General features: G+C 51.8%; 12 protein-coding genes. 6 read left to right on the top strand and 6 right to left on the bottom strand.

Features of this window, described 5'->3' with window-relative positions; all coding sequences use genetic code 11:
• Positions 1-14 precede the first annotated feature (14 nt).
• Both dapE and FEK42_RS00170 read right to left on the bottom strand, forming a co-directional pair.
• On the bottom strand, positions 15-1,142 hold the full coding sequence (gene dapE, locus FEK42_RS00165; protein ID WP_130214573.1) for a succinyl-diaminopimelate desuccinylase: 1,128 nt from the start codon (positions 1,140-1,142) through the stop codon (positions 15-17).
• Positions 1,143-1,145: 3 nt separating this feature from the next.
• Entirely contained in the window at positions 1,146-1,502 is a 357-nt protein-coding gene (locus FEK42_RS00170; RefSeq protein ID WP_130207437.1) for an ArsC family reductase, read from the bottom strand.
• Between the two features lie 378 nt (positions 1,503-1,880).
• On the opposite strand from FEK42_RS00170, the gene ypfM reads away from it, so the two are divergent.
• Positions 1,881-1,940, top strand: coding sequence for a protein YpfM (ypfM, locus tag FEK42_RS00175; protein ID WP_001386977.1), 60 nt, complete (start codon positions 1,881-1,883; stop codon positions 1,938-1,940).
• Between the two features lie 92 nt (positions 1,941-2,032).
• On the opposite strand, the gene acrD is transcribed toward ypfM, so the two are convergent.
• Both acrD and narQ read right to left on the bottom strand, forming a co-directional pair.
• Entirely contained in the window at positions 2,033-5,146 is a 3,114-nt protein-coding gene (gene acrD, locus FEK42_RS00180; RefSeq protein WP_130207435.1) for a multidrug efflux RND transporter permease AcrD, read from the bottom strand.
• Between the two features lie 163 nt (positions 5,147-5,309).
• A complete protein-coding gene (narQ, locus tag FEK42_RS00185; RefSeq protein ID WP_130207433.1) occupies positions 5,310-7,010 on the bottom strand; it encodes a nitrate/nitrite two-component system sensor histidine kinase NarQ in 1,701 nt (566 codons plus the stop codon).
• Positions 7,011-7,215: 205 nt separating this feature from the next.
• Between narQ and aegA the strand changes: the two genes are divergently transcribed.
• The 3 genes from aegA to FEK42_RS00200 all read left to right on the top strand — a co-directional run bounded on the left by aegA (position 7,216) and on the right by FEK42_RS00200 (position 11,007).
• A complete protein-coding gene (aegA, locus tag FEK42_RS00190; RefSeq protein WP_135492883.1) occupies positions 7,216-9,195 on the top strand; it encodes a formate-dependent uric acid utilization protein AegA in 1,980 nt (659 codons plus the stop codon).
• A 67-nt stretch (positions 9,196-9,262) separates the two neighbouring features.
• Complete coding sequence (nudK, locus tag FEK42_RS00195) at positions 9,263-9,838, top strand: GDP-mannose pyrophosphatase NudK (protein WP_089641172.1); 576 nt, start codon at positions 9,263-9,265, stop codon at positions 9,836-9,838.
• 125 nt (positions 9,839-9,963) lie between these two features.
• The gene (locus FEK42_RS00200; RefSeq protein ID WP_135492882.1) at positions 9,964-11,007 is read left to right on the top strand and encodes a DUF1176 domain-containing protein; all 1,044 of its coding nucleotides are present in this window, start codon (positions 9,964-9,966) and stop codon (positions 11,005-11,007) included.
• A gap of 51 nt (positions 11,008-11,058) precedes the next feature.
• On the opposite strand, the gene tkt is transcribed toward FEK42_RS00200, so the two are convergent.
• Together tkt and tal are read right to left on the bottom strand one after the other, a co-directional pair.
• Entirely contained in the window at positions 11,059-13,062 is a 2,004-nt protein-coding gene (tkt, locus tag FEK42_RS00205) for a transketolase (RefSeq protein ID WP_135492881.1), read from the bottom strand.
• Between the two features lie 20 nt (positions 13,063-13,082).
• Entirely contained in the window at positions 13,083-14,033 is a 951-nt protein-coding gene (gene tal, locus FEK42_RS00210; RefSeq protein ID WP_130207425.1) for a transaldolase, read from the bottom strand.
• 287 nt (positions 14,034-14,320) lie between these two features.
• On the opposite strand from tal, the gene maeB reads away from it, so the two are divergent.
• Both maeB and eutS read left to right on the top strand, forming a co-directional pair.
• Entirely contained in the window at positions 14,321-16,600 is a 2,280-nt protein-coding gene (gene maeB, locus FEK42_RS00215) for an NADP-dependent oxaloacetate-decarboxylating malate dehydrogenase (protein WP_130207423.1), read from the top strand.
• A 280-nt stretch (positions 16,601-16,880) separates the two neighbouring features.
• Complete coding sequence (eutS, locus tag FEK42_RS00220; RefSeq protein WP_000356956.1) at positions 16,881-17,216, top strand: ethanolamine utilization microcompartment protein EutS; 336 nt, start codon at positions 16,881-16,883, stop codon at positions 17,214-17,216.
• The last annotated feature ends 9 nt before the right edge of the window (positions 17,217-17,225 follow it).

Here is a 17,225-nt window from a genome sequence, read left to right on the forward strand (position 1 = left end):
TACAGAACGACTCATCAGGCGACGAGCTGTTCCATGATACGTTGATACATACGGGCAAGTAGCTGCAGGTCGGCAGCATTCACACATTCATTAATTTTATGAATGGTAGCATTGACCGGCCCGAGTTCCACCACCTGCGCCCCCATGCGAGCAATAAAGCGCCCGTCGGACGTTCCGCCTGTGGTCAGTAGCTGCGGTTTAATTTCATTATAGTGCTCAACGGCGTTCACCACCGCATCCACCAGTTTACCGCGCGCTGTCAAAAATGGCTGACCAGAAAGCCACCAGTCGACGGTGTAGCGCAGTTGATATTTCTCCAGCAAGGCAAGCACCTGCGCTTTGATCATTTCGTCGGTCAATTCAGTACTGAAGCGGAAGTTAAACTGCACAAACAGCTCACCCGGAATAACATTGTTACTGCCGGTTCCCGCTTGAATATTGGCAATCTGCATACTGGTTGCCGGGAAAAATTCATTCCCCTGATCCCATTCAATAGCTACTAACTCATTGAGAAATGGCGCAGCACGATGTACCGGGTTATCTGCCAGATGTGGATAGGCCACATGCCCCTGCACGCCATGAATGGTGAGATTGCAGGTTAACGATCCGCGACGGCCATTTTTCACTACATCGCCAACCACTTCGATACTCGACGGCTCACCGACCAGGCAGTAATCCAGCCGTTCATTACGCGCCATTAACGCTTCGACTACTTTGACCGTGCCATTGTGGGCGCTGGCTTCTTCGTCTGAGGTGATCAGAAATGCCAGTCGGCCTTTATGGTTGGGATGTTGCGCGACAAAACGTTCTGCTGCCACTACCATTGCCGCCAGCGAACCTTTCATATCAGCCGCGCCGCGCCCGAACAACATGCCATCGCGAATGGTTGGCTCAAATGGTGGGTTGATCCAACGGTCGGCATCGCCAGGAGGGACTACGTCAGTATGTCCGGCAAAGGCCAGGGTTTCTCCCTGTCCACGCCACGCCCAAAAATTCTGCGTATCCGCAAAATCCATGCGTTCAATGGTAAAACCGATTGCCTGCAGACGGTCGATCATGATTGCCTGACATCCTGCATCATCAGGACTTAAGGATGGGCGGCGAATAAGCTGCTGTGTCAGCTCAATAACCGGACACGACATAGACTACACCTCATGGAAAAATTGCTGATAACTGGATTCACTGAAACCCAGCAGCATAGGCTTCCCTGGCGCACAGAGCAATGGGCGTTTGATAATTGCAGGCATTTCAGTCATTAATGCCATAGCGGAGGCCGCATCGGTGATATTGTTGCGGGTAGCTTCGTCCAGCTTGCGCCAGGTGGTGCCACGGGTGTTAAGTAACGCTTGCCAGCCTAATTCATTGATAAAAGAGTTCAACAATTCACTGTTCAGGCCATCAACACGGTAATCGTGAAAGCGAAAGTCGATGTTATTGGTTTCCAGCCAACGACGTGCTTTTTTAATGGTGTCACAATTTTTGATACCGTAAAGGGTAACCATAATGAATCCTTTTGCGATTATTAAGAATAACTAATCATTTAACGGTCAATACATATTTCCCGAAAATGATTATCAGGCAATATAACATTATTAAGGTATTTAACTTAACAATTATTAAATGGTTGTGAACAATTTTAATGCAATTATTAAGAATGTTCCTCTTGGTATATTTTTGTATTTTAAACAGAATTAATTCAGTATTAGAATCCGTATGAATATGTCGAAATGTTGCTGTTCATCACATAAAAATCCCTGTCACAGGGCCATAGTATTAACGTAGGCTTCACCCCGGAGGTAGTAATCACAGCAATCGAATAAATTAGCTTCACCACGGTATATTGTTTCCGTAGAATACCCATAATTATAAGAGAGGTTGTTATGATTGAACGTGAACTGGGGAACTGGAAAGACTTTATCGAAGTTATGCTTCGTAAGTAATTTTCAGAACAGGAAATGAAAGAACCTGACGTCAGGTTCTTTATCAGAGAGTTGAAAAAGGCGACACATACGTATGTCGCCTTTTTTATTGCTTATTCTGGTCGAGGCTTCAGTGGGAAGCGACGACGCACCAGCACAAAGAATAGCGGCACGAAGTAAATCGCCAGAATGGTGGCAGAAATCATCCCGCCCATTACGCCAGTACCGACGGCGTGTTGACCACCGGAACCGGCACCACTGCTGATCGCCATCGGCAATACGCCGAAGATAAACGCCAGCGATGTCATCAGAATCGGACGTAAACGCTGACGGCATGCGTGGAGTGTCGCTTCAAACAGGTCGTGGCCTTTTTGATTCATCTCGTTGGCAAACTCAACAATCAGGATGGCGTTTTTCGCCGACAAACCAATGACTGTTAGCAGGCCAACCTGAAAGTACACATCGTTTTCCAGCCCACGCATCCAGGTTGCCAGCAGCGCGCCGATAACCCCCAGCGGTACAACCAGCATTACCGAGAACGGTACTGACCAACTTTCATAAAGTGCAGCCAGACACAGGAATACCACCAGCAATGAAATGGCGTACAGCGCCGGAGCTTGTGCTCCGGAAAGTCGTTCCTGGTACGACATCGCTGTCCACTCCAGTCCAAAGCCGTTCGGCAACTGCTTCACCAACGATTCCATAATATCCATCGCGGTACCCGTACTGACGCCCGGGGCGGCTTCCCCGACAATTTCTACCGCAGAATAGCCGTTATAGCGTTCCAGACGCGGCGAGCCTGTTTCCCAGCGAGAGGTCGCGAAGGCGGAGAAAGGCACCATGCCGCCGTCTTTGTTACGCACATACCACAGGTTAATGTCATCTGGCAGCATGCGATACGGCGCGGCAGCCTGCACATAGACTTTCTTCACGCGACCGCGATCCATAAAGTCATTCACATAGCTCGAGCCCCACGCGGTTTGCAGCGTGTCGTTAATATCGTCAATGGCAACGCCCAGTGCCTGCGCTTTGCGCTGGTCGATATCAATCTGCAATTGCGGGCTGTCGTCCAGACCGTTATGGCGCACACGAGTAAGTTCTGGGTTTTCCGCCGCGAGCGCCAGCAGCTGATTACGCGCGGCCATCAGCGCATCGTGACCAGCCCCGGCGTGGTCCTGCAACTCCATATCAAATCCAGCGGAACTGCCAAGACCGCTGATAGCAGGCGGGCTACTGGCGATAACGCGAGCTTCTTTGATTTTATTAAATTCTTTTGTTGCACGTTCGATAATGGCAAACGAGGTGCCTGTTTTACTGTCGCGTTCGCTCCAGTCTTTCAGGCGGACAAACATTCGTGCCACGTTTTGCCCGTTCCCCCCTGGGCCAGAACCGACAGTGGCAAACACCGACATGATGTTGTCTTTCTCATGGGTGAAGTAATACTTCTCGATCTGTTCCACCACTTTCAGAGTCTGTTGCTGAGTCGAACCGCTGGGTAACTGTACCGAGGTGGTAAACATGCCACGGTCTTCCAGAGGCAGGAACGACGTCGGCAGACGCAGAAACAGGAACACCATGCCGCCTAACAGCAGGACGTAAATCAAAATCCAGCGCAGGCTGCGGTGGAGAATTTTCGCCACCCCTTTTTCGTAGCGTTCGGCGTTGCGGTTGAACATCTGGTTAAACCAGGCAAAAAAGCCTTTCTGCCCGTGATGTTCACCTTTTTTCAGTGGCTTAAGTAGCGTAGCGCACAATGCCGGAGTCAGGATCATCGCCACCAGAACCGACAGCACCATTGCCGCAACAATGGTTATAGAGAACTGGCGATAGATAGCCCCGGTGGTGCCGCCAAAGAAGGCCATTGGCACAAATACAGCAGAAAGCACCATTGCAATCCCGACCAGTGCGCCCTGGATTTGCCCCATCGATTTACGTGTGGCTTCGCGAGGAGTGAGTCCTTCCTCACTCATAATACGTTCGACGTTTTCCACCACCACAATGGCGTCATCCACCAGCAGGCCGATAGCCAGCACCATCGCGAACATGGTTAAGGTGTTGACGCTATAGCCGAAGGCATAAAGCACCGAGAAGGTTCCCATCAACACTACCGGCACGGCGATAGTTGGAATCAGCGTAGCGCGGAAGTTTTGCAGGAACAGATACATGACGAGGAAAACCAGCGCGATAGCTTCTAACAGAGTTTTCACTACGTCTTCAATGGAGGCCTTAACAAACGAGGTGGTTTCATACGCCACCTTGTACTCCAGTCCGGGCGGGAAATACTGCGCCAGTTCATCCAGACGGTTGATCACCAGTTCTGCCGTTGCCATTTCGTTCGCACCGGAGGCCAGTTTTACCCCCAGCCCCGAGGCTGGTTTACCGTTGAAACGGCTAAGATAATCGTATTTCTCCGCTCCCATTTCGACGGTGGCGACATCACCCAGTTTCACTTCCGAACCGTCCTGATTTACCCGCAGAGTGATATCACGGAACTGTTCTGGCGTTTGCAACAGTGATTGGGCGTTAATGGTGGCGTTGAGTGCCTGGTTATCGACAGAAGGCGTACCGCCAAGCTGTCCAACCGCAATCTGTGCGTTCTGCGATTCAATGGCGTCAGTGACATCTTTAGCGGTCATCTGGAAACTGTTCAGTTTTGCCGGATCCAGCCAGATACGCATCGAATATTGCGAACCGTAAGCGTCGATATCACCAACGCCGTTCACGCGGCTTAACGGGTCCTGAATATTACTGGCAACGTAATCGGCAATATCCTGTTTATCCATCGAACCATCGGTAGAGACGAAGGCAATGGTCAGAATGTTGGTATCGCCGGTTTTACGCACCGTCACGCCCTGATTTTGCACCGCCTGCGGTAGTTTACGCATGGCAGACTGCAACTGGTTCTGCACCTGTTGCACTGCTTCGTCTGGATCTGTGCCAGCTTTAAAACTGAGCGTTACTGACGCCTGTCCAGTACCGCTGCTTTGTGATGACATATACATCAGGTTATCGAGGCCAGTCATATTCTGTTCGATAACCTGGGTCACGGTGTTTTCCAGCGTCTGGGCCGATGCGCCAGGATAGTTAGCGGTCACTCGCACGTTGGGGGGCGCGAGATCCGGGTACTGTTCAACGGGCAATGAGAAAATGGCCAGGGTTCCTGTCAGACACAACAGAATTGCCAGCACCCAGGCAAAAATGGGGCGATCAATAAAGAAATTCGCCATTAAAAGAGGACCTCGTAGTTCTGCGTATCGTTATGGGCATGCCTTGCTTCACTGTAGCGGCAAGGTACGAGCCAATCGTGGAGAAAAAAAGGAGATAATGTAAATTATCATGCCCTTTTATACTGAACCTAAAATGCCAGTATTTAATGAATAGTAGGCAGCATCATATCTGCTGGCTTTCCTCGCTCTCCGCAGAGCGAAAGCTAATACTCACTAACGTGCCGCCGCCGGAAGGTTGCGAAAAAGTCAGCGTCCCACCCAATCTTTCCGCGCGCTCGCGCATGATATTCAGACCATAATGGCCTTCGGGTTCCTCCGGTTCACCGATGCCAATACCGTTGTCGCGAATATAAACTGTGTGATTGCCATCCGGCGCGGTGACGCAGCTAACGGCAATTTCGCTGGCGTTGGCGTGCTTCATGGCGTTCAGCACCGCTTCGCGAATAATTTGCAACAAATGCACCTGCATCTGCGCATCCAGCGCCAGGGTTGGCAGACGGCAGTCGAGCGTCAGTTTGGCGCTGGTTTGGTTTTGTAATGTATCCAGCATTTCACGCAGCGCAGAGGGAAGATCCGCTTGCTGTAGCGTCAGTCGGAAAGTGGTTAACAGCTCGCGTAACTGCCGATAAGCATCATTCAGCGCCTGGGAGAAGTCGGCCATGATACTTTGTGCAGTGGCGTTATCTTCGGGTATCGAACGCTTCAGTAACGTCAACTGGATACGTAAATAAGAAAGCACCTGGGCCAGCGAGTCGTGCAGTTCGCGGGCGATGGTCGCGCGTTCTTCCATCAACAGCAACTGCTGAAAATGCTTCTGCGCCTGATTAAAGTACAAACCGCGTCCCAGCATCGATGAAACGCTGTTAAGCAGTGGTTCTGATGATGACACGTGGCTATTTTGCCAGTGCAACTCGCCGTAAACCGTCTCTTGCATGGTGACCGGTAAAATCTGCATTGGCAGCTCAGGGTTTGGCTTCCCTTCGCTAATCCGCCAGTTATCCCCAACGTTCAGCTCCAGATATTCAGCAGCCTCATTGTCGCGAACAATCTGCAAAATATGGCGGAAACAATGCACATCAATCTGGCTGGTGTTCAGTGCCTGCGAACACTGATACAACACCTCCAGGCGACGCTTGGCCTCGTGGAGATCGCGAGTTTTTTCTTCTACTGACGCTTCCAGCGAGCGGTACAACTTATGCAGCTCGCTCGACATCTGGTTAAAGGTTTTTGCAAGCAGGCCCAGTTCATTGGGTAGGCTGGTATCCAGCGGCGGCGAGTCGAACTGCCCGTGTTCAATACGCTGACTGGCGGTAACCAGTTGATTCAGCGGGGCTACCACCTGATGGCGTATGCGGCGCAAAGTAAAAAAGACCAGCGTGAAAATGCCAATACCGCCAGCCAGCGAAATCGCCACCACCAGCAGCATTTTTCGTTCGGCGTAGTGCTGTAGAGCCAGCACGAACAGGTCTATCTGATTAACATAATTATTAATATTGGCCTGATACCACGGCAAATCACCCTTGATGAGCCGATTATTCATCTCCAGCCAGTTGGCATTCAGATGCGCATAGCGGGCTTTTACTGCCTCTGGCACATACCAGACGTTGAGATTGGTTAATACCGGTGAATGCAGTGCCTGCTGGAACAGTTGGCGGTGTGCGTTAAGCTGTGGACTTCCGCTTTGCAGATCGTAACCCAGACGATAACTCTGCATACGCAGCGATCCGGCAATATTGATAGCCTCAGCGTCGCGCAAACTGCTCGCCAGAGTTAACAGAGCGATACCCGTGGAAAGAATCGACAGCAGCACAATGTAAAAAAAGGCCCGGGCCAGACTGGCCGAGACGGGGCGTTTGACAATCACACGCGTCTTCTCCACATAAAATAATGAATGTTACAGCTCGCTGAAACGCAATTTGATAAGCGATGAGATTATTTGATCTGCCACAGTTTATAGCGAAATAGTTACTTGTTCTGGGCACATGAACATTGCCGATCCCCGTTTAAGTCGGGTAATAACAACACTCATATAAAGAATAAGGTTTTTACAACCAAAAAAGAAGGTCGTTATGAATCGTTTTATTATGGCCAACAGTCAGCAATGTCTGGGGTGCCATGCTTGTGAAGTGGCCTGTGTGATGGCTCACAATGATGAGCAACACGTGTTGAGTCAGCACCATTTCCACCCCCGAATTACGGTTATTAAACATCAGCAGCAACGTAGCGCAGTGACTTGTCACCATTGTGAAGATGCGCCCTGCGCCCGTAGCTGCCCTAATGGCGCGATCAGCCACGTTGATGACAGCATTCAGGTCAATCAGCAAAAGTGTATTGGCTGTAAATCCTGCGTGGTGGCCTGTCCATTTGGTACGATGCAAATCGTCCTGACGCCCGTCGCCGTGGGTAAAGTTAAAGCCACCGCGCATAAATGCGACCTGTGTGCAGGGCGCGAAAACGGCCCTGCCTGTGTCGAGAATTGCCCGGCGGACGCGCTGCAACTGGTCACTGACGCTGCACTCTCCGGCATGGCGAAATCCCGCCGCCTGCGCACCGCGCGGCAGGAACATCAACCGTGGCATGCCAGTACCGCGGCACAAGAAATGCCGGTAATGAGTAAAGTCGAGCAAATGCAGGCAACGCCCGCGCGTGGCGAGCCGGATAAACTGGCGATTGAAGCGCGCAAAACTGGTTTTGATGAAATTTATCTGCCGTTTCGTGCCGACCAGGCACAACGGGAAGCCTCGCGCTGCCTGAAGTGCGGCGAGCATAGCGTTTGTGAATGGACCTGCCCACTGCATAACCACATTCCACAATGGATTGAACTGGTGAAAGCCGGAAACATCGACGCCGCCGTTGAGCTTTCTCACCAGACCAACACCCTGCCGGAAATTACCGGACGCGTCTGCCCGCAAGACCGTCTGTGCGAAGGTGCCTGTACTATTCGCGATGAGCACGGTGCGGTGACTATCGGCAATATTGAACGCTACATTTCGGATCAGGCGCTGGCGAAAGGCTGGCGTCCTGACTTAAGTCATGTCACCAAAGTCGACAAGCGAGTGGCGATTATTGGCGCGGGGCCGGCAGGGCTGGCCTGTGCGGATGTTCTGACCCGCAATGGCGTGGCGGTGACGGTGTACGATCGCCATCCGGAAATCGGTGGCTTGCTCACTTTCGGCATTCCTTCTTTCAAACTGGATAAATCCCTGCTGGCACGCCGCCGGGAAATCTTCAGCGCGATGGGGATTCACTTCGAACTCAATTGTGAAGTGGGTAAAGATGTCTCTTTGGATTCGCTTTTGGAACAATACGATGCAGTCTTCGTTGGCGTAGGCACTTACCGTTCCATGAAAGCGGGTTTACCCAATGAAGATGCGCCGGGCGTTTATGACGCGCTACCGTTCCTCATTGCCAACACCAAACAAGTGATGGGACTTGAAGAGTTACCGGAAGAGCCATTTATTAATACCGCCGGGATGAATGTGGTAGTACTGGGCGGTGGGGATACCGCGATGGACTGTGTGCGTACTGCGCTGCGCCACGGCGCGAGCAACGTCACCTGTGCCTACCGTCGTGATGAAGCCAACATGCCAGGTTCGAAAAAAGAGGTGAAGAACGCCCGCGAAGAGGGGGCGAACTTCGAGTTTAATGTTCAGCCAGTGGCGATTGAGCTGAATGAACAAGGTCACGTCTGCGGGATTCGTTTCCTGCGCACGTGTCTTGGCGAAGCGGATGCACAAGGGCGTCGGCGTCCGGTACCGATTGAGGGCAGTGAATTTGTGATGCCAGCCGACGCGGTGATCATGGCATTTGGCTTCAACCCGCACGGGATGCCGTGGCTGGAGTCGCACGGTGTAACGGTGGATAAGTGGGGCCGCATCGTGGCGGACGTTGAAAGCCAGTACCGTTACCAGACCACCAATCCGAAAATCTTCGCCGGTGGCGACGCCGTGCGTGGCGCGGATCTGGTGGTTACCGCAATGGCAGAAGGACGTCATGCGGCACAGGGGATCATTGACTGGCTAGGCGTAAAATCAGTCAAATCTCACTGATAGCCTACGCAGACAAACCCGACTTCACAGCGTAAGATAATTGTTCATTTCGCGCTGTGGAGTCGGTATGACGCAACAAATCACCCTCATCAAAGACAAAATTCTCTCCGATAACTATTTCACCCTGCGCAACATTACCTACGATCTTACCCGCAAAGATGGCGAAGTTATCCGCCATAAACGTGAAGTTTACGATCGCGGTAATGGTGCGACGATCCTCCTCTACAACGCGAAGAAAAAGACCGTAGTTCTGATTCGTCAGTTCCGCGTCGCTACCTGGGTTAATGGCAATGAAAGCGGGCAGCTGATTGAAACCTGCGCCGGGCTGCTGGATAACGACGAACCGGAAGTCTGTATTCGCAAAGAAGCGATTGAAGAGACGGGCTATGAAGTGGGCGAAGTGCGCAAATTATTTGAACTGTATATGTCGCCAGGCGGTGTGACTGAGCTAATCCACTTTTTTATCGCCGAATACAGTGACAATCAGCGCGCTAACGCCGGTGGCGGTGTCGAAGATGAAGATATTGAAGTGCTCGAGCTGCCGTTCAGCCAGGCGCTGGAGATGATCAAAACCGGCGAGATACGTGACGGTAAGACGGTGTTATTGCTTAACTATTTGCAAACGTCACATTTAATGGACTGAAAAATAACAATAATATTTCGTTGTTTATTATTGGCTCAATCCGATAAATCCGATTGAGCCGCGCTACCTGCGCAACGAAGATACGACTTGTGCTGTTTGTTTGAACTTCTGGGGTCGTACCGTCCATGCGCTATCGCATTTTTCTTCTCTTTTTTTTCGCTTTGTTGCCGACGTCTTTGGCGTGGGCGGCACCAGCACAACGGGCGTTTTCCGACTGGCAGGTCACCTGTAATAACCAAAACTTCTGTGTGGCACGCAATACTGGCGATCATAATGGACTGGTGATGACCCTGAGCCGCAGCGCCGGGGCGCATACCGACGCCGTTTTACGTATTGAGCGCGGCGGGTTGAAATCACCGGATGTGTCGGAAGGGGAAATAGCGCCACGGCTGCTGTTAGATGGTGAGCCGTTGGCGTTAAGTGGTGACAAGTGGCGGATTTCACCATGGTTATTAGTAACCGATGATACGGCAACCATCACCACGTTTTTGCAGATGATTCAGGAAGGGAAGGCAATCACCTTACGCGATGGCGATCAGACCATTTCTTTGAATGGATTAAAAGCGGCGTTGTTGTTTATTGATGCCCAGCAAAAGCGCGTTGGCAGTGAAACCGCGTGGATAAAGAAAGGGGACGAACCGCCGCTCAGCGTACCGCCCGCGCCTGCGCTGAAAGAGGTCGCGGTGGTTAACCCAACGCCGACACCACTCTCACTCGAAGAACGTAACGATTTGCTGGATTATGGTAACTGGCGGATGAATGGTCTGCGCTGCTCGCTTGATCCGTTGCGTCGTGAAGTGAGCGTTACGGCACTGACCGATGATAAAGCATTAATGATGATTAGCTGTGAGGCAGGTGCTTATAACACCATTGATTTGGCATGGATTGTATCGCGTAAAAAGCCACTGGCCTCGCGCCCGGTACGGTTACGCTTGCCGTTCAACAACGGTCAGGAGACGAATGAACTGGAGTTGATGAACGCAACATTTGATGAAAAAACGCGTGAACTGGTGACCTTAGCGAAAGGTCGCGGATTAAGCGATTGTGGCATTCAGGCGCGCTGGCGTTTTGACGGCCAGCGTTTTCGCCTGGTGCGTTACGCCGCAGAACCGACCTGCGATAACTGGCATGGGCCAGACGCCTGGCCCACGTTGTGGATCACCCGTTAAACATCATGGCGGGGACAGGTAGGCCGGATAAGACGCATCCGGCAATCAGCATCAGGCACCTTTCACTCCCAGCACCTTATGCGCTTTTGCCACAATATTCTCGGCGGTAAAGCCAAAGAACGGGAACAGCTTATCCGCCGGAGCAGACTCCCCGTAACCCGTCATTCCGACAATCGCCCCTTTCAAACCAACATATTTGTACCAGTAATCGGCTATACCCGCTTCTACCGCCACGCGGGCCACAACGTTAGAAGGCAACACTGACTCGCGATATTCCTCATCCTGGGCGTCGAAAATATCGGTCGAGGGCAGGGAAACCACGCGAACATTGCGACCTTCTCCCGCCAGTTTCTCTGCGGCCTGTAGGGTGATTTCCATCTCTGAACCGGTAGCAATCAAAATGATATCCGGCTTGCCACCGCTGTCTTTCAACACATAACCACCACGAGCAATCTCTTTAACCTGATCCGGCGTACGCTCAACCTGAGCCAGATTCTGCCTTGAGAGGATCAGCGCTGTCGGCCCGTTGTGACGCTCGACCGCCAGCTTCCAGCCCACCGCCGCTTCCACCTGATCGCACGGTCGCCAGGTGCTGAAATTCGGCGTTAAGCGCAGACTTGCCAGTTGCTCCACCGCCTGGTGCGTCGGACCATCTTCGCCCAGACCAATTGAGTCGTGGGTATAAACCATAATCTGCCGCGCTTTCATCAGTGCCGCCATCCGCGCGGCATTACGGGCGTATTCAACAAACATCAGAAACGTTGCGGTATACGGCACAAAGCCACCGTGGTGTGCAATGCCGTTGGCAATAGCAGTCATACCAAATTCGCGTACCCCGTAGTGAATATAATTCCCTGCGGGATCTTCCTTCAGCGACACAGACCCTTTCCAGATGGTGAGATTACTTGGGGCCAGATCCGCCGAACCGCCAAGCAGCTCCGGCAGCATAGGGCCGTAGGCGTTAAGCGTATTTTGCGACGCTTTACGGGTAGCGATTTTCGCCGGATTCGCCTGCAACTCATTGATATATTTCTGAGTCGTTTTCTCCCAGTCCTTCGGCAGACCACCGCTCATTCGGCGAGTAAACTCTTCAGCCAGTTGTGGATGGGCCTTTTTATAAGCGGCAAACTTCTCATTCCAGCTCTGCTGGGCTTTTTCACCTTTTTCGCGGGCATCCCAGGCGTGATAAATCTCTTTGGGGATCTCAAAGGGTGGATGATGCCAGCCCAGTTTTTGCCGTGCCAGCGCGACTTCTTCTTCGCCCAGCGGGGCGCCGTGGGCCTCTTCCTTACCCGCTTTATTAGGCGAACCAAAGCCAATCACCGTGCGGCAGATAATCAACGACGGCTTATCTTTCACGCTTTGCGCTTCGAGGATCGCTTCCTTGACCGCCTGCGGATCGTGGCCGTCGATCTCGTGGACAACATGCCAGTGGTAGGCTTCAAACCGTTTTGCCGTATCGTCGGTAAACCAGCCTTCGGTTTCACCATCAATCGAAATACCGTTGTGGTCGTAAAAGCCGATCAGCTTGCCGAGTCCCAACGTTCCTGCCAGTGAACAGACTTCGTGAGAGATACCTTCCATCAGACAGCCGTCGCCCATAAACACATAGGTGAAGTGATCGACAATCTCATGATCCGGCTGGTTAAACTGCGCTGCCAGCGTGCGCTCCGCTATCGCCAGTCCAACCGCGTTCGCCAAACCTTGTCCAAGTGGACCGGTGGTGGTTTCAACACCTGGCGTATAGCCAATCTCCGGGTGACCTGGGGTTTTCGAATGCAACTGACGGAAGTTCTTCAGCTCTTCCAGCGGCAGGTCATAACCAGTCAGATGTAGCAAACTGTAGAGCAACATCGAGGCGTGACCGTTGGAAAGAATAAAGCGGTCGCGGTCATACCAGGTCGGATCGGTGGGGTTATGTTTGAGAAAGTCGTTCCACAGCACTTCGGCAATATCGGCCATGCCCATCGGCGCGCCGGGATGACCAGAATTGGCTTTTTGCACCGCATCCATACTGAGCGCGCGAATCGCATTGGCAAGGTCTTTTCGGGACATAAAACACTCCGTGGCTGGTTTTAGAATTTGGCGGCAAGAAGATCTTCCAGTTTGCGTTGATCAACGGCGAACAGGCGGATGCCTTCAGACAGTTTTTCTACCGCCATCGGATCCTGATTGTGCTCCCAACGAAATTCCGCTTCGCTCATCGGGGAGGGGCGAGGGAAGGATTGCGATGCCGGGATCAGTTTGCGAACCACTGGCGAAACCTTTTCCTGCAACTCCTTCAGCAAATTCGGCGCGATGGTCAGACGGTCACAGCCGGTTAACGCGAGGATTTGTTCGGTACGACGGAAGCTGGCACCCATCACAATGGTTTCGTAGCGATGCTGCTTATAGTAGTCGTAGATGTTGCGCACAGATTTGACACCCGGATCTTCCTCTACCACATACGGGTCCATCGGTTTGCGCGCCTGATACCAGTCATAAATACGACCTACAAACGGCGAAATCAGAAAAACGCCCGCTTCTGCACAGGCCCGTGCCTGAGCAAAGGAAAACAGCAGCGTCAGGTTGCAGTTAATGCCTTCTTTTTCCAGTTCTTCTGCTGCGCGAATTCCTTCCCAGGTGGAGGCCAGCTTGATCAGAATGCGAGATCTCTCAATGCCCTGTTGTTGGTACAACTCCACGAGATGGCGTGCTTTTTCGATACTTTTTTCTTTGTCAAAAGAGAGGCGTGCGTCAACTTCTGTCGACACGCGACCGGGTACGATTTTGAGAATTTCTGTACCGAAATTGACTGCCAGTTTGTCGCAGGCCGCGATGACTTGTTGTTCCTGGGTCTTGCCATTTTTTTTTCCCCAGGCAATAGCATCGTCTATTAAATGTTCATATTGTGATAAACCGGCAGCCTTGAGTAACAGCGAAGGATTGGTGGTGGCATCCTGGGGATGATAATGGCGAATGGACTCAATATCACCGCTGTCTGCCACGACAGTGGTGAACTGTTTGATGCCGTCTAACTCGTTCATAGGAAATACTCCTTGAAAAGTAAAGTGTTAGATGAGTGCGTTAATTCACACTTCTGAGAAATTTCGCTAAACGCATCAAAAAAGCATAGCAGACAGGCATGGTATTGCTGGATGAAGCAGGTAACATCAGTGTTATGGGATTATTACCAAAACATTATTTGATGGGAGAGAGTTTGGGCTTGCTCAGAATCTCGAAGCTCCGGCAAGGTAATAATGTGCGCCACGTTGTGGGCTGAGGCAGTTGCCCACACCTATTTTTGTGAACGTTACGTGAAAGGAACAACCAAATGGATGAGCAGTTAAAACAAAGTGCACTTGATTTCCATGAATTTCCTGTACCAGGAAAAATCCAGGTTTCTCCGACCAAACCTCTGGCAACCCAGCGCGATCTGGCGCTGGCCTATTCACCGGGTGTCGCCGCGCCTTGTCTTGAAATCGAAAAAGATCCGTTAAACGCCTACAAATATACCGCGCGCGGTAACCTGGTGGCAGTTATCTCTAACGGTACGGCGGTGCTGGGGTTGGGTAATATTGGCGCGCTGGCAGGCAAACCGGTGATGGAAGGTAAGGGCGTTCTGTTTAAGAAATTCGCCGGGATAGATGTGTTTGACATCGAAGTTGATGAACTCGACCCGGACAAATTTATCGAAGTGGTCGCCGCACTTGAGCCGACCTTCGGCGGTATCAACCTCGAAGATATTAAAGCGCCAGAATGTTTCTATATTGAACAGAAACTGCGCCAGCGGATGAACATTCCGGTATTCCATGACGACCAACACGGGACGGCAATCATCAGCACCGCCGCCATTCTCAACGGCTTACGCGTAGTAGAGAAAAATATCTCTGACGTACGGATGGTAGTTTCTGGTGCGGGCGCAGCGGCAATTGCCTGTATGAACCTGCTGGTGGCGCTGGGTCTGCAAAAACATAACATCGTGGTATGCGACTCAAAAGGCGTTATTTATCAGGGTCGTGAGCCGAACATGGCGGAAACCAAAGCGGCTTACGCGGTGGTGGATGACGGCAAACGTACCCTCGACGATGTGATTGAAGGCGCGGATATTTTCCTTGGTTGTTCCGGCCCGAAAGTGCTGACTCAGGAAATGGTGAAGAAAATGGCCCGCGCGCCGATGATCCTGGCGTTGGCGAACCCAGAACCGGAAATTCTGCCGCCGCTGGCGAAAGAAGTGCGTCCGGATGCCATCATCTGTACCGGTCGTTCCGACTATCCGAACCAGGTTAACAACGTGCTTTGCTTCCCGTTCATCTTCCGAGGCGCGCTGGATGTTGGCGCAACGGCTATCAATGAAGAGATGAAACTGGCGGCAGTCCGCGCGATTGCGGAACTGGCCCATGCCGAACAGAGTGAAGTGGTGGCTTCTGCGTATGGCGATCAGGATCTGAGCTTTGGCCCCGAATACATCATTCCAAAACCGTTTGATCCGCGCCTGATCGTTAAGATCGCCCCTGCGGTCGCCAAAGCGGCAATGGAGTCCGGCGTGGCGACGCGCCCGATTGCCGATTTTGACGTCTACATCGACAAGCTGACCGAGTTCGTTTACAAAACCAACCTGTTTATGAAGCCGATATTCTCCCAGGCTCGCAAAGCGCCGAAGCGCGTTGTTCTGCCGGAAGGGGAAGAGGCGCGCGTTCTGCATGCGACGCAGGAACTGGTAACCCTGGGACTGGCAAAACCGATCCTTATTGGCCGTCCGAACGTGATCGAAATGCGTATTCAGAAACTGGGCTTGCAGATCAAAGCGGGCGTTGATTTTGAGATCGTCAATAACGAATCCGATCCACGCTTTAAAGAGTACTGGAGCGAATACTTCCAGATCATGAAGCGTCGTGGTGTCACTCAGGAACAGGCACAACGTGCGCTGATCAGCAACCCGACGGTGATCGGTGCGATCATGGTTCAGCGTGGTGAAGCCGATGCGATGATCTGCGGAACGGTGGGCGATTATCACGAACACTTTAGCGTAGTGAAAAATGTCTTTGGTTATCGCGATGGCGTTCACACCGCAGGCGCAATGAACGCGCTGTTGCTGCCGAGTGGTAACACCTTTATTGCTGATACCTATGTTAATGATGACCCAGACGCAGAAGAGCTGGCGGAGATCACGCTGATGGCGGCAGAAACTGTCCGTCGTTTCGGTATTGAGCCGCGTGTTGCTCTGTTGTCGCATTCCAACTTCGGTTCTTCCAACTGCCCGTCGTCGAGCAAAATGCGTAAAGCGCTGGAGCTGGTCAGGGAACGTGCGCCTGAGCTGATGATTGATGGCGAAATGCACGGTGATGCGGCGCTGGTAGAAGCGATTCGCAACGACCGTATGCCGGACAGCACCCTGAAAGGTTCCGCTAATATTCTGGTGATGCCGAACATGGAAGCTGCTCGTATTAGTTACAACTTACTGCGCGTTTCCAGCTCGGAAGGTGTCACCGTCGGCCCGGTGCTGATGGGCGTGGCGAAACCGGTTCACGTGTTAACACCGATCGCGTCAGTGCGTCGTATCGTCAACATGGTGGCGCTCGCCGTGGTTGAAGCGCAAACCCAACCGCTGTAATTCTTGCTTAACTATCACGCTTACCCTGAGTAATTCGGGGTAAGCGATTTTTATATTATTAATACGTCTTACTGCTTTTACTAATAGCAAATAAATTACCCGACATAAAATAAAGCAATATATTTATTCATGCTCTGCATATGAAAGTTTATGTATCACGGTAAATATCTCTCCATTCTTAGTGATCTACCTCACCTTTTAAACACGCTTGCCGAATTTTGTTATTTACTCTGACGAAAAATTGTCACGATACACGCACGTTTTTTACAGGCGGCGACTCATGGACAAAGAACGCATCATTCAGGAATTTGTACCCGGGAAACAGGTCACGCTGGCGCATTTGATTGCGCATCCGGGTGAAGAACTGGCGAAGAAAATCGGCGTTCCGGATGCTGGCGCAATTGGCATTATGACGCTAACTCCCGGCGAAACGGCGATGATCGCCGGTGATTTAGCGCTGAAAGCCGCTGATGTGCATATCGGTTTTCTCGACCGTTTTAGCGGCGCGCTGGTGATTTATGGCTCGGTGGGCGCAGTAGAAGAGGCGTTATCACAAACCGTCAGTGGTTTAGGACGCTTATTAAATTATACGCTGTGTGAAATGACCAAAAGTTAATACGAGGCA

This window comes from Escherichia sp. E2748 (assembly GCF_005781125.1).
In the GTDB taxonomy this organism is placed as follows: domain Bacteria; phylum Pseudomonadota; class Gammaproteobacteria; order Enterobacterales; family Enterobacteriaceae; genus Escherichia.